The 19,948-nt window shown below is 75.6% G+C and carries 15 protein-coding genes, 1 pseudogene and 1 riboswitch; of the genes and pseudogenes, 10 read left to right on the top strand and 6 right to left on the bottom strand.

Features of this window, described 5'->3' with window-relative positions:
- Positions 1-97 precede the first annotated feature (97 nt).
- Together ACFYWL_RS02385 and paaN are read left to right on the top strand one after the other, a co-directional pair.
- The gene (locus ACFYWL_RS02385) at positions 98-1,117 is read left to right on the top strand and encodes a GNAT family N-acetyltransferase (protein ID WP_386966156.1); all 1,020 of its coding nucleotides are present in this window, start codon (positions 98-100) and stop codon (positions 1,115-1,117) included.
- 87 nt (positions 1,118-1,204) lie between these two features.
- A complete protein-coding gene (gene paaN / locus ACFYWL_RS02380; protein WP_386966154.1) occupies positions 1,205-2,878 on the top strand; it encodes a phenylacetic acid degradation protein PaaN in 1,674 nt (557 codons plus the stop codon).
- Between the two features lie 70 nt (positions 2,879-2,948).
- On the opposite strand, the gene ACFYWL_RS02375 is transcribed toward paaN, so the two are convergent.
- Complete coding sequence (locus ACFYWL_RS02375) at positions 2,949-3,428, bottom strand: GNAT family N-acetyltransferase (protein WP_386966742.1); 480 nt, start codon at positions 3,426-3,428, stop codon at positions 2,949-2,951.
- Positions 3,429-3,802: 374 nt separating this feature from the next.
- Here ACFYWL_RS02375 and ACFYWL_RS02370 point away from each other — a divergent pair, with 374 nt between their 5' ends.
- From ACFYWL_RS02370 to groL, 3 genes are all read left to right on the top strand, one after another.
- Entirely contained in the window at positions 3,803-4,006 is a 204-nt protein-coding gene (locus tag ACFYWL_RS02370) for a cold-shock protein (protein ID WP_007073263.1), read from the top strand.
- 150 nt (positions 4,007-4,156) lie between these two features.
- Complete coding sequence (locus ACFYWL_RS02365) at positions 4,157-5,392, top strand: hypothetical protein (RefSeq protein WP_386966149.1); 1,236 nt, start codon at positions 4,157-4,159, stop codon at positions 5,390-5,392.
- Between the two features lie 317 nt (positions 5,393-5,709).
- Positions 5,710-7,332, top strand: coding sequence for a chaperonin GroEL (groL, locus tag ACFYWL_RS02360; protein ID WP_178066567.1), 1,623 nt, complete (start codon positions 5,710-5,712; stop codon positions 7,330-7,332).
- A 109-nt stretch (positions 7,333-7,441) separates the two neighbouring features.
- Here the strand turns inward: groL and ACFYWL_RS02355 are convergent, their stop codons facing one another.
- Together ACFYWL_RS02355 and ACFYWL_RS02350 are read right to left on the bottom strand one after the other, a co-directional pair.
- Positions 7,442-7,705, bottom strand: coding sequence for a hypothetical protein (locus ACFYWL_RS02355; protein ID WP_386966146.1), 264 nt, complete (start codon positions 7,703-7,705; stop codon positions 7,442-7,444).
- A gap of 170 nt (positions 7,706-7,875) precedes the next feature.
- Positions 7,876-10,398, bottom strand: a complete 2,523-nt coding sequence (locus tag ACFYWL_RS02350) for a S8 family serine peptidase (RefSeq protein ID WP_386966144.1) — start codon at positions 10,396-10,398, stop codon at positions 7,876-7,878.
- Between the two features lie 27 nt (positions 10,399-10,425).
- Between ACFYWL_RS02350 and ACFYWL_RS02345 the strand changes: the two genes are divergently transcribed.
- Together ACFYWL_RS02345 and ACFYWL_RS02340 are read left to right on the top strand one after the other, a co-directional pair.
- Positions 10,426-12,294, top strand: coding sequence for a glycerol-3-phosphate dehydrogenase/oxidase (locus ACFYWL_RS02345; protein ID WP_386966142.1), 1,869 nt, complete (start codon positions 10,426-10,428; stop codon positions 12,292-12,294).
- A gap of 85 nt (positions 12,295-12,379) precedes the next feature.
- A complete protein-coding gene (locus ACFYWL_RS02340; protein ID WP_386966141.1) occupies positions 12,380-12,916 on the top strand; it encodes a hypothetical protein in 537 nt (178 codons plus the stop codon).
- A 19-nt stretch (positions 12,917-12,935) separates the two neighbouring features.
- Here ACFYWL_RS02340 and ACFYWL_RS02335 read toward each other — a convergent pair whose 3' ends face one another.
- The gene (locus ACFYWL_RS02335) at positions 12,936-14,336 is read right to left on the bottom strand and encodes an FAD-binding oxidoreductase (RefSeq protein ID WP_386966139.1); all 1,401 of its coding nucleotides are present in this window, start codon (positions 14,334-14,336) and stop codon (positions 12,936-12,938) included.
- Between the two features lie 35 nt (positions 14,337-14,371).
- Here ACFYWL_RS02335 and ACFYWL_RS02330 point away from each other — a divergent pair.
- Positions 14,372-14,587: pseudogene (locus ACFYWL_RS02330) on the top strand (DUF4031 domain-containing protein); the annotation flags it as partial.
- Between the two features lie 246 nt (positions 14,588-14,833).
- Here ACFYWL_RS02330 and ACFYWL_RS02325 read toward each other — a convergent pair.
- A complete protein-coding gene (locus ACFYWL_RS02325; RefSeq protein ID WP_386966739.1) occupies positions 14,834-15,457 on the bottom strand; it encodes a metal-dependent phosphohydrolase in 624 nt (207 codons plus the stop codon).
- 192 nt (positions 15,458-15,649) lie between these two features.
- Here ACFYWL_RS02325 and ACFYWL_RS02320 point away from each other — a divergent pair, with 192 nt between their 5' ends.
- Complete coding sequence (locus ACFYWL_RS02320; RefSeq protein WP_386966736.1) at positions 15,650-16,891, top strand: aromatic acid exporter family protein; 1,242 nt, start codon at positions 15,650-15,652, stop codon at positions 16,889-16,891.
- Between the two features lie 68 nt (positions 16,892-16,959).
- Here ACFYWL_RS02320 and ACFYWL_RS02315 read toward each other — a convergent pair whose 3' ends face one another.
- Positions 16,960-18,255: an aminotransferase class V-fold PLP-dependent enzyme gene (locus ACFYWL_RS02315; RefSeq protein WP_386966136.1), complete on the bottom strand. Its 1,296-nt coding sequence runs from the start codon at positions 18,253-18,255 to the stop codon at positions 16,960-16,962.
- A 46-nt stretch (positions 18,256-18,301) separates the two neighbouring features.
- Positions 18,302-18,421, bottom strand: a riboswitch (SAM riboswitch).
- Positions 18,422-18,445: 24 nt separating this feature from the next.
- Between ACFYWL_RS02315 and ACFYWL_RS02310 the strand changes: the two genes are divergently transcribed.
- Positions 18,446-19,945 (top strand): PrsW family intramembrane metalloprotease, encoded by a 1,500-nt coding sequence (locus ACFYWL_RS02310; protein ID WP_386966134.1) that lies wholly within the window; start codon positions 18,446-18,448, stop codon positions 19,943-19,945.
- The last annotated feature ends 3 nt before the right edge of the window (positions 19,946-19,948 follow it).

Below are 19,948 nucleotides of genomic sequence, written 5' to 3'. Positions count from 1 at the left end.
CGGAGGCGTTGTGCGATCGTCCCTCCCGACCAACGTCCGATCGGGCCAGCGGAGAAATTCGCTGGCCCGATCGTCTTTCCCCGGCCACCCTCGGCCCATGGGCATCACCATCACCCCGATCGACCCGGCGGACCAGGGCGCGGTCGACGCGGCGTACGGAATCCGGGCCGCCGCCGACCAGGCGGACATCCCCGACTTCCCGCCGCTGTGCCGGCGGCGCTTAGAGGCGGCGATCCGGCACCCGATGCCGGGCAACGTGCCGGTCTGGGCGCTGGCCCGGCTCGACGGCGAGCCGGCCGGCTACCTCGCCCTCGACCTGCCGCAGCTCGACAACACCGACAACGCCACCGTCGACCTGCTCGTGCACCCGGCACACCGGCGGCGCGGGGTCGGCCGGGCGCTGCACGCGCACGGCGTGGAGCTGCTGCGCGAGCGGGGGCGCAAGCGGCTGATCGGCGCGACCGTCGCGGCCCTGCCCGGCGGGCCGGCGCGCGGCGACGCCGGCGGGGCGTTCGCCGCCACGACCGGGGCGCAGGCGGTGCTCGCCGAGGTCCGCCGCCGCCTCGACACCACCCGGCTCGACCAGGCCGCGCTCGACGCGGCGCTGGCCGAGGCCCGGTCCCGCGCCGCCGGCTACCGCACCGTCCGCTGGCAGGGTGCGGCCCCGCAGGAGTACGTCGCCGACGTCGCCCACCTCGACGGCCGGCTGATGGCCGACGCGCCCCTGGGCGAGATGGAGTGGGAGCCGGAGCGGGTCGACGTCGAGCGGATCCGGGGCGTCGAGCGGGCGCTGGACGCGCGGGGCCGCCGCCGCTACCACCACGGGGCGGTGCACTCCGCGTCCGGACGGCTGGTCGCCTGGACGACGATCGACGTCGGCCCCAACGTGCCGTGGCACGCGTGGCAGCAGATCACCATCGTCGACCCGGCGCACCGGGGCCACCGGCTCGGGCTGCTCGTGAAGGTCGAGAACCTGCGGTACGCGCTCGCCCACGAGCCGGGGCTGCGCGCGGTGGACACCTTCAACGCGCAGGCCAACACGCACATGATCGCCATCAACGAGGCGCTCGGGTTCCGCCCGGTCGACGCCTGGACCGACTGGCAGCTCACCCTCTGACGGTCGGCCGGCAGGAGCGGGCGGGCGGGCCCGGCGGGCGTCCGCCGGCCCTACTGCCCGCCCGCCGGCTGCGGCATGATGGCGGGCATGACGGAGACCCCGCATCCCGAGTACGACAAGCACGCCGACACCCTGCGCCGGGCGCTGACCGCGATCACGGAGCGCGGGTACTGGTCCGCCTATCCCGAGTCACCCAGCCCCCGGGTGTACGGCGAGACCGCCGCCGCCGACGGCAAGGCCGCCTTCGAGGCGTACCTGGGCGGCGACTTCCCGCTCGACCAGCCCGGCACGGGCGACCGGGTCGCCACCGAGGCCAGCCCGTTCGGGCTGGAGCTCAACGTGCGCTACCCGCACCCGGGCGTCGACGAGCTGGTGGCCGCCGCCTCCGCCGCCCTGCCCGCCTGGCGCGACGCCGGCCCGCAGGCCCGCGCGGGCGTCTGCCTGGAGATCCTCGACCGGCTGCACAAGCACGTCTTCGAGCTGGCCAACGCGGTGCAGTTCACCAGCGGCCAGGCGTTCGTGATGGCCTTCCAGGCCGGCGGCGCGCACGCGCTGGACCGCGCCCTGGAGGCGGTCGCCTACGCGTACGCGGAGATGACCCGCCACCCGGGGACGGCCGGCTGGGAGAAGGCCGCCGGCAAGGGCGACCCGCTGCGGATGACCAAGACGTTCCACGTGGTGCCGCGCGGGGTGGCCCTGGTGATCGGTTGCAACACCTTCCCGACCTGGAACTCGTACCCCGGGCTGTTCGCCTCGCTGGTCACCGGCAACCCGGTGGTCGTCAAGCCGCACCCCCGCGCGGTGCTGCCGCTCGCGATCACCGTGAAGTACGCCCGCGAGGTGCTCGCCGAGGCCGGCTTCGACCCCAACCTGGTGCTGCTCGCCCCCGAGGCCCCCGGCGAGAAGCTCGCCTCGACCCTCGCCCTGCACCCGGCCGTGAAGATCGTCGACTTCACCGGCTCCACCGAGTACGGCGACTGGCTGGAGGCCAACGCCCGGCAGGCGGCGGTCTACACGGAGAAGGCCGGCCTGAACACGGTCGTGATCGACTCCACCGACGACTTCGCCGGGATGTGCCGCAACCTCGGCTTCACGCTGACCCTCTACAGCGGCCAGATGTGCACCACCTCGCAGAACATCCTCATCCCCGCCAGGGGCATCGACACCGACCAGGGGCACAAGAGCTTCGACGAGGTGGCGGCCGGGATCGCCGCCGCCGTGGGCAAGCTCACCGCCGACCCGGCCCGGGGCGTGGAGCTGACCGGCGCGATCGTCAACGACGGGGTGCTGGAGCGCCTCGACGAGGTCACCAAGGTCGGGGCGGCGGTGCTGGAGTCGCGTACCGTCGAGCACCCGGCCTTCCCCGGCGCGGTGGTGCGGACGCCCACCATCGTCAGGCTGGCCGCCGCCGACACCGCGACGTACGGCCGGGAGTGGTTCGGCCCGATCTCGTTCGTGATCGCCACCGACTCCACCGCGCACAGCCTGGAGCTCCTGCGCGCCACCGTGGGCGAGTCCGGGGCGCTGACGGCCGCCGTCTACTCGACCGACCCGGCGGTGCTGGACGCGGCCGAGGCGGCGGCGATCGACGTCGGGGTGCACCTGTCGTGCAACCTGACCGGCGGCGTCTTCGTGAACCAGTCGGCGGCGTTCTCCGACTTCCACGGCAGCGGGGCCAACGCGGCGGCGAACGCGGCCCTGACCGACGGCGCGTACGTGGCGAACCGGTTCCGCATCGTCCAGAGCCGCCGCCCCGCCTGAGGTGCAAGGAGGGGCCCCTTGTTAACGCTTTCTGTTGTACAGGGGGCCCCTGCAAACACCCCGGCTGGCGTCAGGCCGGGCGGCGCATCTGGAGCTCGCGTAGGGCGGGGATCCTCGGGTGCGGGACCCGCACGCCCGTGTCGACGAAGCCCAGCCTCCGGTACGCCCGGTAGGCGCGGTCGTTGCCGACGACCACCTCCAGCATCAGCTCCGGCCGGCCACACTCCCGGGACCAGGCGGCGACCCCCTCGATCAGCTCGGCGAGCAGCCCGGTGCCGCGCCGGGCCGGCGTGACGTAGACGGCGTAGACGACGGTGAGGCCGGGCTCGTCCGCCGAGATCGTCCCGCCGGCGTGCCCGAGGAGCCGCCCCGCCGGGCCGCCCGGCCGGTCCGCGCCGGGGTCGGCGACGAACTGGGCGGTGTGCCGGCCGCTGGCGACCGACGCGACGCGGGCCGCGTACTCGGCGTGCGGGCGGGCGGCGGCCTCCGCCAGGGTCTCCAGGAAGGCCAGCGGCGCGTCGGCGAGCATCTCCAGCCGCAGCGCCCGCATCCGCGCCGCGTCCGGCAGGGCCACCCGGCGTACGTGTGCCACCCGGCCCGCCGGGCCCGTCCGGCGTGCGTCGGCTGCCCGGGCGGTGGCGTCGACCGTCCCCACCGGGGCGCTGCCCGGGTCGGTCGACGGGCGGGGACCTGCTGTCATCCCGCATACCTACCGCAGTGATGGACGCCGATGCCATGCCGGGTTGAGGTCGGTCCGTTATGGCCATATTTGTGGTCGTGCGCCATCGTCACTCCTCGTGTAGCGTGCGATTTCGGTCACTGGTTTCGCGGTCGGCGTCGACCGTCGAAACCGGTGTTCCCGGGGCCGCCGGTTCCGTCGGCGTACCCGCTCGTGGAAGGCCGCGCGACGTTAGGAAGTGCACCGTGGCACAGGGCACCGTGAAGTGGTTCAACGCCGAGAAGGGCTACGGCTTCATCGCCGTCGACGGCGGGCAGGACGTCTTCGTCCACTTCTCCGCCATCGAGATGGACGGCTACAAGGCGCTGGACGACGGGCAGCGCGTGGAGTTCGAGATCGCCCAGGGGCAGAAGGGGCCGCAGGCCGAGCGCGTGCGCGTCGTCGCCTGACCGCCCGGCCGGTGGGGTCCGTGGGCGGGCGGACCACCGGTGGTGGGCGGAGCGCGCCGCCCCGGGCGGTGGAGGCGGGCCGGGGTGGTGGGGGCGGGCCGGGGCAGGGAAGATCGTGAGCCGTTCCGGCCTCGCCGCTGAGGAGGGCTCATGTCCCAGCCGCCCCCACCCGATCGATCCCACCCGGTGCCCGAGGGCCCGGCTGCGGCCGGTCCCCCACCCGCCCGGCACCCCACCGGGCCCGAGCCCGGGGCGACACCCGAGCTAGGGGCCGCGCCCGAGCCAGGGGCCGCGCCCGAGCAGCCGGCCGCGGGCGTCGGGTGGGCGTACCCGCAGCAGGCGGCCGGCGGTGGCACCTACGCCGGGCTTCCGGTCTATCCGGGCCAGCAGCCCCACCCCGGCCCGGCGCTGCCGCCGGGTTACCCCGTGCCGTGGCCGCCGGGCCACCCGTATCCGCCGGGCTACCCGTATCCGCCGGGCCACCCGTATCCGCCGGGCTACCCGTATCCGCCGGGCTACGCCGTGCCGTGGCCGCCGCCCGGATACGACCCGGCGGACCCGCTGGTCACCCTGCCCGGCGAAGGGCTCAGCGGGTGGTTCTCCCGGTGCTCCGGCGCGCTGCGCCGCAGCTGGCGGCTGCTCGTGCCGGTCTTGGCCCTCACCCACGCCCTGCCGACGCTCGTGCTGCTGCTGGTGACGGTGCCGCTGTACCCGCTGCCGCCGCTGGAGCCCACCGCGCCCGGCGAGCCGCCGCCGCCGCTGCCGGACGGCTACCTCGGTGACCTGGGCGTCTTCTTCGCCGCGATGATCGGCCTGGGCTGCCTGCTCGGGTTCGTCCAGGCGGTCGGCTGGGCCGCCGGCACCCGGGCCGTGGCCCGGCAGGCCGCGGGCGAGCCGGCGTCGGTGGGCGACGTCCTGGCGTACGGCCTGCGCCGGGCCCCGGCCCTGTGGGGCTGGACGCTGGTCTACGGCCTGCTGATGCTGGTCGGCTTCCTGCTGTGCTACCTGCCCGGCCTGTACGTGATGGCCGCGCTGAGCCTGTTCGGCCCGGTGCTGATCTTCGAGCGGGGCGCGCCGCTCGGCCGGGCCCGGCAGATGTTCCACGCCCGCCTCGGGCCCGTGCTCGGGCGGATCGCGTTGGTCGGGCTCGCCGCCTCCCTCGCGTCCATGGTCGTGGCCCCGATCCAGTTCGCGGCCGTCCTCTTCGCCGACCCGGCCGACGCCGCCTCGCTGGACGTCTGGAACGTCACGTACGCCGTGGGCGCCGCCCTGGTCGCGGTCCCGGCCGCCCTGGTGTACCTGATCGGCCTGGTCGTCACCTACGCCGAGCAGCGGGCCTACGAGGGACCGGTTACCGCCGCCCGGCTGGCGGGTGAAATCGGCTGAACCGGTGCGCCGGGCCGCGCTGGTCAGACGGCGTGGACCCGGCCCGTCCGGCGCATCGTGCTTGCACTCGGCAGGGCAGAGTGCTAAACAAGTCATTGGCACTCGCCTTGGGTGAGTGCCAATGGTCGGGACGGTGGGGCCACGGCCGCGCGGCGGAAATCCGTCGGGTGGCACATGGCCGGTCGTCGCGGGCTATCCGGCCCGGCCGAGGAGACGTCGTCGTCGCCAGGTGGCGACGTCCCAAGGTGCGTACACCAGGCGGCCCATCCGGGACACACACTCGGGTGGCCCGTGAGTGTCCAGGAGGACAACGCCGTATGGCCAAGATGATCGCGTTCGACGAAGAGGCTCGCCGCGGCCTCGAGCGGGGCATGAACCAGCTCGCCGACGCCGTGAAGGTGACCCTCGGCCCGAAGGGCCGCAACGTGGTGCTCGAGAAGAAGTGGGGCGCCCCCACCATCACCAACGATGGTGTGAGCATCGCCAAGGAGATCGAGCTCGAGGACCCGTACGAGAAGATCGGCGCCGAGCTGGTCAAGGAGGTCGCCAAGAAGACCGACGACGTGGCCGGTGACGGCACGACGACGGCGACCGTCCTGGCCCAGGCCCTGGTCCGCGAGGGCCTGCGCAACGTGGCCGCCGGCGCCAACCCGATGGCCCTGAAGCGGGGCATCGAGGCCGCCGTGGCCAGCGTCTCGGAGGAGCTGTCCAAGCTCGCCAAGGACGTCGAGACCAAGGAGCAGATCGCCTCCACCGCCTCCATCTCCGCCGGTGACAGCACCGTCGGCGAGATCATCGCCGAGGCGATGGACAAGGTCGGCAAGGAAGGCGTCATCACCGTCGAGGAGAGCAACACCTTCGGCCTGGAGCTCGAGCTCACCGAGGGCATGCGCTTCGACAAGGGCTACATCTCCGCGTACTTCATGACCGACCCGGAGCGCATGGAGGCCGTCTTCGACGAGCCTTACATCCTGATCGCCAACAGCAAGATCTCGTCGGTGAAGGACCTGCTCCCGATCCTGGAGAAGGTCATGCAGTCGGGCAAGCCGCTGCTGATCATCGCCGAGGACGTGGAGGGCGAGGCCCTGCCGACCCTGGTGGTCAACAAGGTGAAGGGCGTCTTCAAGTCCGCGGCCGTCAAGGCTCCCGGCTTCGGCGACCGCCGCAAGGCCATGCTGACCGACATCGCCATCCTCACCGGTGGCCAGGTCATCAGCGAGGAGCTCGGCCTCAAGCTGGAGGCCGCCGGCCTCGACATGCTGGGCCGCGCCCGCAAGGTCGTGGTGACCAAGGACGAGACCACCATCGTCGACGGTGCCGGCGACGCCGAGCAGATCCAGGGCCGGGTCAACCAGATCCGGGCCGAGATCGACAAGAGCGACTCCGACTACGACCGCGAGAAGCTGCAGGAGCGCCTGGCCAAGCTGGCCGGCGGTGTTGCGGTGATCAAGGTCGGCGCGGCCACCGAGGTCGAGCTGAAGGAGCGCAAGCACCGCATCGAGGACGCCGTCCGCAACGCGAAGGCCGCCGTCGAGGAGGGCATCGTCCCGGGTGGTGGCGTCGCGCTGGTGCAGGCCGGCAAGACCGCCTTCGACAAGCTGGACCTGACCGGCGACGAGGCGACCGGTGCGCAGATCGTCAAGATCGCGCTGGACGCCCCGCTGCGGCAGATCGCCGTCAACGCCGGCCTGGAGGGTGGCGTCGTCGTAGAGCGCGTCCGCAACCTGGACGCCGGCCACGGCCTCAACGCCGCCAGCGGCGAGTACGTGGACCTGCTGGCCGCGGGCATCATCGACCCGGCCAAGGTGACCCGGTCGGCGCTGCAGAACGCCTCGTCGATCGCGGCGCTCTTCCTCACCACCGAGGCCGTCGTCGCGGACAAGCCGGAGAAGGCCCCGGCCGCCGCGGCGGGCCCGGGCGGCGGGGACATGGACTTCTGAGTCCAGCCCCATCCGGGTTCAGCTACACCGCACGTCGAAGGGGCGGGTCGCGTCAGCGGCCCGCCCCTTCCGCGTCGTGCCAGGCCCGGCCGGCGGTCCCACACCGGCCTCACGTCGGCAGGGGAGGCTGGTCGCGTCGCCGCCCGGCCCGGCCGGACGGCCGGCGAATTCGGATCGGCTCGTCGACGCGGATCGGCTCGTCGACCAGGACCACCGGCTCCTCGGCCGCGAGCGCGTCGCCCCCGGCCATCTCCGCCAGTTGCTCGGCGTCGCCGTAGTCCAGCCGGTCGAACGGCAGTTGCCCCGCAAGGTCCTCGACCGGCACCCAGGCGGCGGAACGTGGAGCGTCGGCCTGCTCGTCGTCCGTGGTCATCGCTGCCTCCTCACCTCGACGGTAGGTGACCGTCGATGGCGGGGCGGCCGAACGGCGCTATCCGCCCCCGTGCCCGTTTCGCCCGCCGCTGCCGTCGGGGCGGGCGCAGGCGGGGGTAAGAAGGGGACCCCTCTCTACCGTATGCGTTAACAGGGGGCCCCTCCTTCAGCTCAGCGCGCCGCGCGGACAGCGGCGTACGCGTCGACCAGGCCGGCCCCGGTGATGTTCGCGTCCCCGCCGCAGGCGTCCGCCGGGTCGCGGGAGGCGTGCGTCGGCCCGGCCGGGACGGCGGTGTCACGCAGGATCCGGCGGGTGCGCTCCAGGTCCCCGACCAGCGCCGGGTTCGCCGACCACATCAGCGCCACCACGCCCGCGACCTGCGGGGCCGCCATCGACGTGCCGTCGAGGGTGGCGTACCCGCCGCCCGGCATCGCGGAGAGCACCCCCACGCCCGGTGCGACCACGTCCGGCTTCGCCGCGCCGGGCACCGGCCCCCGGCTGGAGAAGTCGGCGACCTGCCGGTCCCGGTCGGTCGCCCCGACGGTGAACACGTCCGGGTACGTCGCCGGAGGGTCCTCGATCGACCCGCAGTACGGCCCGGTGTTGCCGGCCGCCGCGACGACGAAGATGCCGGCCGCGTCCAGCGCGTCGGCCGCCGGCCGCAGCGCCGCCGGGTCGCAGCCCTCGATCGGCGGGCAGCCCCACGAGTTCGTCAGCACCTGCGGGGCCCGCTCCGGTCGCCCGTCGGTGAACGGGTCGCCGCCGGCCGGGAACGGGGCCAGCATGAACTGCAGGCAGTCGAGGTAGCGCGCCGGGCTGCCGAGGTTGCGGTCCAGGTCGACGCAGCCGACCCAGCTCGCCCCGGGCGCCACCCCGATCCCGTTCCGCCCGACGGCGCTGCCCGTCGTGTGGGTGCCGTGGCCGCCCTGGTCGGTCGGGGCCCGGGTGTGGTCCCACGGGTCGTACCAGGAGTCGTCGCCGCCCCGGAAGCCGCCGGCCAGCGCCGGGTGCCGGCCGTCCACCCCGGAGTCGGAGCTGCCCACCACGATGCCGGCCCCGGTGACCCCGAGCTGCGACCAGACCCGGTCGGCGCGGAGCAGGGAGACGTTCCACGCCGGCCCGGAGGGCGCCGCCTGGTCGCCCCGGCTGGTCGGCGCGGGGGCCGGCAGCGGGCGCAGCCGCTGGCTCAGCAGCACCCGATCCACCTCCCGGCGGCCCGACAGCCAGGCCCGCACCGCCGGCCCGCCGTCCACCTCGATCGCATTGACCAGGTAGTACGGCGTCGGGTCGAGCCCCAGCCGGGTCACGTCGCGGCGCAGGCCGGCCTGGGTGCGCTCGGCCGTGGCCACCAGCCGCCGGTAGACCTCCCGAGCGCGGGCGTCCCGGCCCGCCTGGCCCGGCCCGCCGGCCGGCACGTCGCTCAGGTCGGCCTGCTCGCGCAGCACCACGAGCAGCCGTTCGCCGTGCAGGCCGGGCTGGCCGGGCCCGAGATAGACCAGCGCCGCCCCGGCGAGCAGCACCCCCGCAGTCGCCGCCGCCACCGGCCGGCTCGGCGCGCGCCCGCGCGGGCGGGCCAGCAGCACGCCGTACACGATTGCCAGGAGCGCGGCCACCGCGAGCCCGCCGGTGGCGGCGACCGCCACCCAGAACGGGACGTCCCGGGTGGTCGCCAGGAGCAGGGTGATCTCCTCCGGGTCGGCGAAGGCCAGCGGCCCGAACGCGGCGAGCCCGACCAGCCAGCGCGCGGGCGCGGGGCCGGCGGGCCCGCCGGAGCGCAGCGCGGGCGTCTGGAGGGCGGCCAGCGCGAAGCCGAGCGGGGGCAGGGTCAGCAGGGCGGGCAGTTGCGCGCCGGACTGCCCGGTGCCGGCGGCGAGCAGCAGCAGCGCCACCCCGGCCACCAGGCCGCCGACCAGCACCAGCCGCGCCGGCCGAGGCGGCGGCCCGCCCGCGAGGCGCGCCCAGAACCGGGCGTCGAGCAGCGCACCGGCGAGGACGCCGACGGCCGCCGAGGCCGCCGCCGCGAGCACGGTCTCCAGCAGCCCGCCGAGCGCGCCGAACCACGCCCAGGGCAGCAGCGTCGCCAGCCCGGCGGCCACCGCCAGCCATGTCACGGCCGGAAGGGGTCGGCGCGGAACGCCCGCCGCGGCGGGCTGAGCAGGCGCGCCGGGGTCGTGCGGCCGGTCGGGTTGGTGCGGCCGGTCGGAGCCGGCTGCCGGTGGCGTCGGCGCGGGGGCGGGCGCGGGGGCCGGCGCGGCGCTCCGGGCCAGCCGGGGCAGCACCACGGCGAGCAGGGCGGCCGTCGCCGCCAGCGCGGCCAGGTACGCCTCGTGGTGCACCGGCGGCAGGGCGCGCAGGCCGGTGAGCGCGCCGAGGGCGAGCAGCCCGGCGAGCCAGGCCCGGCCGGTGGCCCGGACCGCCCCGGACCGGGGCAGCAGGGCCAGCAGCAGCGCCGGCACCCCCGCCAGCAGGACCGTCACGGCGGCGACCACCGGCCACAGCCAGACCACCCGGTCCAGGCCGGTGGCGAGCCGGACCTGGTCGGCCAGCCAGCCGACCAACTCGCCCGGCACGGCGACCGCGACCGTCCAGCACCCGACCACCGCCGCCGCGACCACGGGCCACGGGCCGGGGCGGGCCGGCGGCACGGCCCCGGGCGGCAGAAAGGGACGACCTGCGTACGGACCGACCTCCATCCCCCGACAGTACGGCCAGATCACGGCATGCCGCGTGGTGGCCGTGGCGGCTACGGTGGACGGGTGCGTGACCCCAACGTCTCCCGAAGCGTCGCCGGCCAGCTCTCCCCGGCGCGCCGCGCCGCCGACCTGCGGCGACTGCGCGCCGAGCGGTTCGACGTCCTGGTGATCGGCGGTGGCGTCACCGGTGCCGGCGCGGCGCTGGACGCCGCCTCCCGGGGCCTGAAGGTGGCCCTGGTGGAGGCGCGGGACTATGCCGCCGGCACCTCCAGCCGGTCCAGCAAGCTGATCCACGGCGGCCTGCGCTACCTGGAGCAGTTGGAGTTCCATTTGGTCCACGAGGCGCTCACCGAGCGGGGCCTGCTCGCCACCCGGCTCGCCCCGCACCTGGTCCGGCCGGTGCCGATCCTGGTCCCGCTGCCCGCCGGCAAGGGCGTGCGCGACCTGCCCGGCCGCACCTTCCGCCGCTCCTACTACGGCCTCGGCGTGGCCGCGTACGACGCGTTCGCGGGGCTGTTCGGGGGCGGGCGGGGGATGCCGCTGCACCGGCACCTCACCAGGGAGGGCGCGCGGCGGGTCTTCCCGAGCCTGCGCGCCGACGGCCTCGCCGGGGCGATCCGCTACTACGACGGGCAGGTCGACGACGCCCGGCTGGTGGTCACCCTGGCCCGCACCGCCGCCAGCCTGGGGGCGACGGTGGTCACCAGCACCCGCGCCGTCGGCCTCGTCCGGCAGGCGCGCGAGGTGACCGGGGTCCGGGTCCGTGACCTGGAGGCCCCGCCCGGCTCACCGGACGCCGAGTTCGAAGTACGCGCCCGCGCGGTCGTCGCCGCGACCGGCGTGTGGACCGACGACATGTCGCGGATGCTCAACGACGTCGGGCTGCGCCGTGGCGTCCGGGTCCGGGCGTCGAAGGGCGTGCACCTGGTGGTGCCCCGCTCGGCGATCACCGGCGAGACGGGCCTGATCCTGCGCACCGCCACCAGCGTGCTGTTCGTGATCCCCTGGGGCGGGCACTGGATCATCGGCACCACCGACACCGACTGGCGGCTCGACCGGTCCCACCCGGCCGCGTCGGCCCGCGACATCGCGTACCTGCTGGAGCAGGTCAACACGGTGCTGGACCGGCCGCTGACCACCGACGACATCGAGGGCGTCTACGCCGGCCTGCGGCCACTGCTGGCCGGCGAGGCGGACTCCACCTCCAAGCTGTCCCGGGAACACGCGGTCGTCGAGCCCATGCTCGGGCTGCTGCTCGTCGCCGGGGGCAAGTACACGACGTACCGGGTGATGGCCTCCGACGTGGTGGACCGCGCGGCCCGCCGGCTCGGCGGGGTCCGCCCGTCCCGCACGGCCGACCTGCCGCTGCTCGGCGCCGACGGGTACGCCGCGATGTGGCGGGACCGGGCCGATCTGGCCCGCCGGCACGGCATGCCGGTCGGTGTGGTCGAGCACCTGCTGGAGCGGTACGGCACCCTCACCCTCGACCTGTTGGCGCTGGTCGACGCGGATCCGCTGCTCGCCTCCCCGCTGGCCGGCGCGCCGGAATACCTGGCGGCCGAGGTGACGTACGCGGCCCGCGCCGAGGGGGCGCTGCACCTGGAGGACGTGCTGACCCGGCGTACCCGGATCTCCTTCGAGACCGCCCACCGCGGCCTGGAGTCGGCCGAGCACACCGCCGAGCTGATGGGTGCGGTGCTGGGCTGGGACGCGGCGACCCGGGCCCGCGAGGTCGCGCACTACCGGGCCCGGGTGGAGGCGGAGCGGGAGTCCCAGCTCATGCCGGACGACGCGACGGCGGACGCGGCCCGGCTCGGCGCGCCCGACGTGCGGGGCTTCGCGGCGGACCGGGGCGCCGACGGCGATCCGGTCGAACTCCCGTCGTCCCCCCGCTAGCCGAACCCTTACCGGTGGGCGGGCGACCCCTGTCCGGCCGCTCGGCCGGTACCCGGCCGCAGCATGATCGGGTACGTTCCGGCGCGTGATCCGCCCCTTCCGCGCGCGTTCGATCATCCCGGTGGCCGCCGGCACCCTCCTCGCCGCGGCGCTCGCCGCCTGCTCGGCGGTCGGGCCGGTCCGGCGGTCCGGCACGGCGACCGCTCCGCCGCCCGACGGATCGCCGGCCTTCCCGGCCGGTGGCGCGGCGGCCGGCGGGCCGGTGCGGGTGGACCTGGTGCAGAAGCACGGCCAGGACGGCCCGGTGCGGATGCTGTCCGTCCAGCCCGACGGGCGGTGGGACTGCACCAACTGCGCCGGCGACGACGTCCGGTCGTCCGGGCAGCTCGACCCCGGGCGGACGCAGCGGCTGCGCGCGCTGCTCACCGACGAGCGGCTGGCCGCCGAGACCGACAAGGCGCGGGGCTACCGGGTGAGCTGCATCGACGCGCTGACGTCCGTGCTGGTCACCACGCCGGGCCCGATCACCATCGAGGACTGCCCGGGGGAGGAGCGCCCACCCCTGGGGTACGAGATCCTGCTGCTGCTCACCCAGGCCACCCCGGCGGAGGCCACCGCCTGAGGCCGGCCCGAGGGTCGCCTCAGAACACCTTCCCGGGGTTGAACAGCCCCGCCGGGTCGAGCGCCGCCCTGATGGCCTGGTGCACCCGCACCCCGACCGGCCCGATCTCCCGGGCGAGCCAGTCCCGCTTGAGCAGCCCCACCCCGTGCTCGCCGGTGCAGGTGCCGCCCAACTCCAGCCCGAGCCGCATGATCTCGTCGAACGCCCGCCTGCCCCGCTCCACGCTCGCCGGGTCGGCGCGGTCGACCACGATGTTCGGGTGCAGGTTGCCGTCGCCGGCGTGCCCCACCACCCCGATCGGCACGGCGCACTCCTCGGCGATGCGGGCCACCCCGTCCAGCAGCTCGGCGAGCGCCCCGCGCGGCACCGCCACGTCGTCGATGACCAGACCGCCGTTGCCGCCCGGGTACGCGTCGGCGGCGAACTTCTCCATCGCCGGGTGGGCCAGCCGCCGGGCCTGGAGCAGCGCCGCCGCCTCCACGGCGTCGGTGGCCGCGTACACCTCGTCGGCCCCGGCGGCCTCGCACACCTCGGCGATGCGCGCCAGGTCGTCGGCGGCCCGCGACCCGGTGTCCACGGCGGCCAGCAGCAGCGCCTGCGCGTCCGTGCGCAGCCCCATCGGCTGGTACGCCTCGATGGCCCGCAGGTGGGTGCGGTCGAGCAGCTCCAGCAGGCTCGGGGTGAGCCCCTTCGCGGCGATCTGGGCCACCGCCGCGCCGGCGTCCGCCGTCGAGTCGAAGACGGCCACCAGGGTCAGCGACTCCTCCGGGGCGGGCCGCAGCGCCACGGTCACCTCCGTGATCACCCCGAGGGTGCCCTCCGAGCCGACGAAGAGCCGGGTCAGGTCGTAGCCGGCGACGCCCTTGGCGGTGCGCCGCCCGGTGCGCAGCACCTCGCCGGAGGCGAGCACCACCTCCAGGCCCAGCACGTACTCGGTGGTCACGCCGTACTTGACGCAGCACATGCCGCCCGCGTTGGTGGCGACGTTGCCGCCGATGGTGGACGACTCCCAGGAGCCCGGGTCCGGCGGATAATAGAGGCCCTCCCGGCGCACGGCCCCGGCCAGCGCCGCGTTCACCACGCCGGGCTGGACCACGGCGATCCGGCCCACCGGGTCGATCTCCAGGATGCGGTCCATGGCCACCGTGCTCAGCACCACCGCGCCGTCCACCGCGTTCGCCGCGCCGGCCAGCCCGGTCCGCGCCCCCTGCGGCACCACGGGTACGCCGTGCCGGGCCGCCGCCCGGACCACGCCGGCCACCTCCGCGGTGTCGCGCGGGCGGACCACCACCAGCGGCGTGCCGGAGGCGCACAGGTCGGCCTCGTCCCGCTCGTGCATCCGCAGCAGGTCCGGGTCGGTCAGGACGGCGGCGTCGCCGAGGAGGGCGCGCAGGTCAGCGAGGAGGGGGGATCCGGCCATGCAGCAGAGGCTAACCGGCGGCTAGGTTGGCGGCCATGCTGTACGTGGACCGGCCCCTCTGGCCGGCGCGCGGGCGACTCTGGTCCCATTTGATCAGCGACGCCTCCCTCGCCGAGCTGCACGTCTTCGCCGAGACGCTGGGCGTGCCCCGGCGCGCGTTCGACCGGGACCACTACGACATCCCCGCCGAGCGGTACCGGATGGCCGTGCACCTCGGCGCGAGGGTCGTCCCGAGCCGCGACCTGGTCCGCCTCCTCCGCGCAGCCAACCTCCGCCGCCCCAAACACCTCCACCACCCCCGCCCCCCGCCACCCCCACCCTCCCTCCCCGCCTCCCGCCCCGCCCCCGCCAGCCCCGGTGATCAAGAGGTTTGCGTCATCGCCGAGATCGACTTTGACGCATTTCTCTTGATCACCGGGGCGGGGGAGGGGAGGAGGGGGAGGGGGACGGGAGGGGGGAGGGGGTGGGTGGGGGTGGGTGGGTCAGGGGTGGGTGGGTCAGGGGTGGGTGGATCGTTCGCGGGTGAGGTTGGTGTGGGCCTGGGGGGTCCAGTGGGTTTGCAGGTGGGGGTGGTGGTAGAGGGTGGGCAGGGACAGGAGGGAGTCGAGGATCCGCGCGCGGGCCCGCCGGAAGTCCCCGTCCGGGACGTGCGCGTACTCCTGGCGGACGGCGGCGGCATAGCGGTCGTACTCCTCGGGCGTCCCGGCCAGCACGGCCAGGTCGGCGTCGCAGAGCAGCGCCCCGTCGCGGTCGTCGGCGGCGACCGCGTGCCCGGCGGTGAGCAGCACCAGCCGGCGCACCTCGGCCACCGCCGCCGCCGGCATCCCGAGCCCGGTGAGCAGCGCCTCGGCGACGTCGGCGCTGGCCCGCTCGTTGGCGTCCCCGGTGGCGCGCGGGTCGTAGACCGCGTCGTGGCACCAGGCGGCGAGCCGGACCAGGTCCGGACGGCCGGCGAAGCCGGCGTACGCGTCGATCACGTCGAGGACGGCGGTGAGGTGCCGGACGGTGTGGTAGCGGCGGTGCGGCTCCCGCCAGCGGGCCAGCAGGTCCTCCCCGGCGCGGGTCAGCGCGGGGCCGTCGGGCGCGCCGCCGCCCCGGGCCGCCGCCCGCCACCGGTCCATCAAACCGGCCGCCTGGCCGTCGTCCGGCTCGGCCGTCCCGGCACCGGGCGGGCCGGGCTCGCGGGTGTCGTCCAGCTCCGTCACCCGGCCGAGTCTGCCGCAGCGGGCGAGGATTCGCCGCCCCCACCGCGGGTAGTACCCGCCATGGCCGTGGCCCGGGACCGCCGACCCTCGCTGCTGCGGCGTGTCGGGATGCGCGACGGCGACGGCAACGGCGGGGACGTCGACGCGCCACGGATCGCGGCGGCGATGGAGCAACTGCGCCACCGCGGCCGGGCCACGCTGCACGACCGGCTGCACCGGGTCCGGATGGCGCTCGGGCTGGCCGTCCAGGCCGGGCTGGCCGCCGCGCTGGCCTGGCTCGTCTCCTACGAGCTGCTGCACAACGCGCAGCCGGTCTTCGCGCCGATCTCGGCAGTCGGCACCCTCGCCGCGTCGGTCGGCCAGCGGCTGCGGCGAACCGTCGAGCTGATCGTCGGGGTGGCGGTCGGGGTGTTCCTCGGCGACGTGCTGATCTATTTCCTCGGCACCGGCGGTTGGCAGCTCGGGATGGTGGTGACGGCGGCGATCCTGCTGACCATCTTCTTCGGCGCGAGCGTGGCGATCGTCATCCAGGCCGCCGCCACGGCCGTGCTGATCGTCACGCTCAGCCCGTCCACCGAGAACCTGGAGATACCGCGCTTCGTGGACGCGTTCGTCGGCGGCGGGATCGCGCTGGTGGTGACGGCGATCCTGTTGCCGCTGAACCCGCTGCGGGTGATCAACCGGGCCGCCCGGCCGGCGCTCGACCTGCTCGCCGACCAGCTCGAGGTGGCCGCCGGCGCGCTGCGCGACCGGGACCGGGACCGGGCCCAGGGCGCCCTGGAGCGGCTCCGGGAGAACAAGGCGGAACTGGCCACCTTCACGGAGGCGATCGAGGGCGCGAAGGAGACCAGCACCCTCTCCCCGGCCCGCTGGCACCGGCGAAGCGAGCTGACCCACTACGCCGAGGCGGCCGAGCCCATCGACCGGGCGATGCGCAACAGCGGCACCCTGATCCGGCGCTCGGTCACCATGATCGAGGACGGCGAACCGGTGCCCGACCCCATGCCCGACGCGGTGGGCCACCTCGCCGAGGCGGTCCGCCTGCTCCGCCACGAGTTCGCCGTCGGAGCGGAGCCGGAGAAGGCCCGGGAGCGATCCCTGCGCGCCGTCAGCGAGGCCGGTCGGGCGTACGAACACGGGGTCGGGTTTTCGGGCAGCGTGGTGATCGCGCAGGTGCGGACCACGGCCAGCGACCTGCTGGTGGCCTCCGGCATCGAGCAGCAGGAGGCGAACCGGCTGGTCCGGGAGTCCTTCGGCGAGCAGGAGAAGCCGGCGCCGGAGGCGGGCGAAGCCGAGCCCGGGCCCCGGACGCCGCCCGCCGCCCCATCCGCCACCCCGTCCGTCGGCTGAGGGGCGGGACGGCTCCGCATCAGCGCCACCCGGGACGGCTCCGCATCAGCCCCGCCCAGCCGAGTGGCTCACCCCAGCTCGGCGAGGGCGGCCAGCAGGCGGTCGACGTCCCCCGCCGTGCTGCCCAGGCCGAGGCTCGCTCGCAGGGCGGTCGGCGGCAGGTCCGTCCGGCCGCTGCGGGCCGCCGCCTCGGCGAGCAGCCGCCGGGCCAGCGGGTGGGCGCAGAACAACCCGTCGCGGACCCCGACGTCGTGCCGGGCCGCCAGCTCCGCCGCCATTTCGGCCGAGTCCCGCCCGGCGACGACGAACGAGACGATGCCGACCCGGGGCGCGTCCGGCCCGAAGGTGCGCAGCTCCACCACGTGCGGCAGGCCGGCCAGGCCCCGCCGGAGCCGGGCCAGCAGGGCCTGCTCCCGGGCGTGCAGCTCGTCCCGGTCGGCGTCGGCGAGGGCCGCGCAGACCGCCGCGAGGGCGACCGCGCCGAGCAGGTTGGGGGTGCCCGCCTCGTGCCGGGCCGGGCCGTCGGCCCAGCGCACCTCGTGCGTGGCGTCCCCGACGTGGCTGGTCGCGCCCCCACCCGCCAGGTACGGCGGGGCCGCGTCGAGCCAGTCGCCCCGCCCGAGCAGCACCCCCGCGCCGAACGGCGCGTACAGCTTGTGCCCGGAGACCGCCAGGTAGTCCACGCCGAGCGCGGCCACGTCGACCGGGGCGTGCGGAGCGAGCTGGGCGGCGTCCACGGCGATCCGGGCGGCGTGCCGGCGGGCGACGGCGGCCAGCTCGGCCACCGGCCAGCGTTCCCCGGTCACGTTGCTCGCCCCGGTGACCGCCACCAGCACCGGCGGGCCGGCGGAGCGGCCGGCGCCCGCGGTCCCCGGCGTCGCGTCCCGGCGCAGCTCGGTCAGCGCCGCGTCCAGCGCCCGGACCGCCTCTGCGGGGCTCGCCGGCACGGGCAGCCGCACCGAGCCGCGCGGCCAGGGCAGCAAATTGGCGTGGTGCTCCCCGGCGAACGTCACCACCGTCGTCCCGGCGGGCAGGGCGCGGGCCAGCAGGTTCAGCGCGTCGGTCGTGTTGCGGGTGAAGACCACGTGGTCGCCGGGCCGGGCGCCGAAGAAGTCGCCGACGGTCTGCCGGGCCCGCTCGTAGGCGAGGGTGCAGCGCCGCGACAGCGCGCCCGCGCCGCGGTGCACGCTGGCGTACCAGGGAAGCAGCTCGGCCACGGCGTCGGCCGCCGCCCGCGCGCACGGCGCGCTGGCCGCGTGGTCCAGGTTGGTCTGGCCCGGCACGCCGAGCACGTCGAGCGGCCGCGACGGCGGCGCGGTCCGCGTGGGCAGCGGGGCGGGCGGGGGTACGAGGGTGACGGTCATGCCGACCTCCGGGTCCGGGGACCCCGGGTGACGCCACCGGAGACGGGGTCCGCGCTTGCCCAGCGCCGGACGGGGCTGGGCCCGGTCATCACCCGGGGCACCCCACCGCGAACTCGACGAGGGTTGCCGGCCAGCAAGCCGGGGCTTGACGCTGGCGCTCGTGACCTGACGACAGGATAACGGTCGGCGGATGCGCCCGGAACGGGCGGCGGGGGGTGACTACGCTGACAGAATGGCCGACACCCCATCCGGCGGCGCCCCGGTGCCGCCGTGGACCGCGCCCGACGTCCCCGCGCCGCCCGGCGGGTCCGCCCCCCGGATGCCGCTGCGCCGGCTGGGCTGGCGGCGGTTCCTGGTGTTGGCCCTGGTGGTGCTGCTGATCGCGGCGTGCGCGGTCTACATGCTCGTCGTGCTCGGCTCCAACCTCGGGCCGCAGGCGCTGCTGATCGGGGTGGTCGCCGCGATCCTGCCGGTGCCGGTGCTGGTCGCCTGCTTCCTGTGGCTCGACCGCTACGAGCCGGAGCCGCTGAAATACCTGATCTTCTGCTTCGCGTGGGGCGCGTTCGTCTCCACGGCCGCCTCGCTGACCGTCAACGAGTTCTTCGCCGCCCGATTCGCCGACTGGGGGCTGCCGAACGCCCTCACGGGGGTGCTGGTCGCCCCGTTCATCGAGGAGCTGACCAAGGCGCTCGGGCCCATCCTGCTGCTGATCTTCCGCCGCCGCGAGTGGTCCGGGATCACCGACGGCCTGGTCTACTGCGGCCTGTCGGCGGTCGGCTTCGCCATGGTGGAGAACATCCTCTACCTGGGCGGCTACGGCTACGCCTCCGGCGTCGACGAGTACGGCCCCGCCACCGGCGCGCGGCAGGTCATCGCGATCTTCATCGTCCGGATCCTGCTGTTCGGCTTCGCGCACCCGCTGTTCACCTCGATGACCGGGGTGGGGCTCGGCATCGCCGCCCGCACGGCCGACCGGCGGGTGCGGTTCCTCGCCCCGCTCGCCGGCCTGCTGCTGGCGATGATGCTGCACGGCACCTGGAACCTGCTGCCGTCGCTGGCCCAGGCCACCGGCCAGGCCATGATCGCCCTGTACGGCTACCTCGGCGTCATGGTGCCGATCTTCTTCGCCATGGTCGGGCTGGCCGTCTGGCTGCGCGGCTGGGAGGGACGGCTGACCGAACGCACCCTGCCCGACTACGTGCGGGCCGGCTGGCTCACCCCGCCCGAGGTGGCGTCGCTGGGCAGCCTCGGCCGGCGGCACGCGGCCCGCGCCTGGGCCCGCCGGGTGGCCGGCGACGCGGGACTCAAGGCGATGCGGGGATACCAGTTCTCGGCCACCCGGCTGGCGCTGCTGCGCGACGGGATGCGCCGGGGGCTGGACCGCCGGCCCGTCGACCGGGAACGGACGATCAGGGAGGAACGGGAGCTGCTGGACGCGCTCACCGCGTACCGGTCGTTCTTCGTCGGGCGGGACCCGCAGGCCCCCGTCGGCAGCTGGGACGGCCACCGCTACCACCTGCGGTTCCCCGACGGCTCGCAGCGGCCGGTCGACGCGCCGGACGAGCCGGTCGTGCCGATCCCGGTGGTGCTCGTTCCTCCGCCCCCGCCCCCGGCCCACCCGGCGGGCTACGGCCCGTCCGGCTGGTACGGCCCCCACCGGCCCCCACCCTGGCCACCGCGGGTGGGCTGACGG

Source organism: Micromonospora sp. NPDC002575 (assembly GCF_042889525.1).
Lineage (GTDB): Bacteria > Actinomycetota > Actinomycetes > Mycobacteriales > Micromonosporaceae > Micromonospora > Micromonospora carbonacea.
The sequence above is the reverse complement of the archived record's forward strand: the minus strand, read 5'-3'. Positions and strand labels throughout refer to the sequence as shown.

Excerpts from the sequence above, each read along its gene's own strand:
- ACFYWL_RS02385 (WP_386966156.1), top strand. The coding sequence starts at position 98 with ATGGGCATCACCATCACCCCGATCGACCCGGCGGACCAGGGCGCGGTC.
- paaN (WP_386966154.1), top strand. The coding sequence starts at position 1,205 with ATGACGGAGACCCCGCATCCCGAGTACGACAAGCACGCCGACACCCTG.
- ACFYWL_RS02375 (WP_386966742.1), bottom strand. The coding sequence starts at position 3,428 with ATGCGGGCGCTGCGGCTGGAGATGCTCGCCGACGCGCCGCTGGCCTTC.
- ACFYWL_RS02365 (WP_386966149.1), top strand. The coding sequence starts at position 4,157 with ATGTCCCAGCCGCCCCCACCCGATCGATCCCACCCGGTGCCCGAGGGC.
- groL (WP_178066567.1), top strand. The coding sequence starts at position 5,710 with ATGGCCAAGATGATCGCGTTCGACGAAGAGGCTCGCCGCGGCCTCGAG.
- ACFYWL_RS02355 (WP_386966146.1), bottom strand. The coding sequence starts at position 7,705 with ATGACCACGGACGACGAGCAGGCCGACGCTCCACGTTCCGCCGCCTGG.
- ACFYWL_RS02350 (WP_386966144.1), bottom strand. The coding sequence starts at position 10,398 with ATGGAGGTCGGTCCGTACGCAGGTCGTCCCTTTCTGCCGCCCGGGGCC.
- ACFYWL_RS02345 (WP_386966142.1), top strand. The coding sequence starts at position 10,426 with ATGCCGCGTGGTGGCCGTGGCGGCTACGGTGGACGGGTGCGTGACCCC.
- ACFYWL_RS02335 (WP_386966139.1), bottom strand. The coding sequence starts at position 14,336 with ATGGCCGGATCCCCCCTCCTCGCTGACCTGCGCGCCCTCCTCGGCGAC.
- ACFYWL_RS02325 (WP_386966739.1), bottom strand. The coding sequence starts at position 15,457 with ATGGACCGGTGGCGGGCGGCGGCCCGGGGCGGCGGCGCGCCCGACGGC.
- ACFYWL_RS02320 (WP_386966736.1), top strand. The coding sequence starts at position 15,650 with ATGCGCGACGGCGACGGCAACGGCGGGGACGTCGACGCGCCACGGATC.
- ACFYWL_RS02315 (WP_386966136.1), bottom strand. The coding sequence starts at position 18,255 with ATGACCGTCACCCTCGTACCCCCGCCCGCCCCGCTGCCCACGCGGACC.
- ACFYWL_RS02310 (WP_386966134.1), top strand. The coding sequence starts at position 18,446 with ATGCGCCCGGAACGGGCGGCGGGGGGTGACTACGCTGACAGAATGGCC.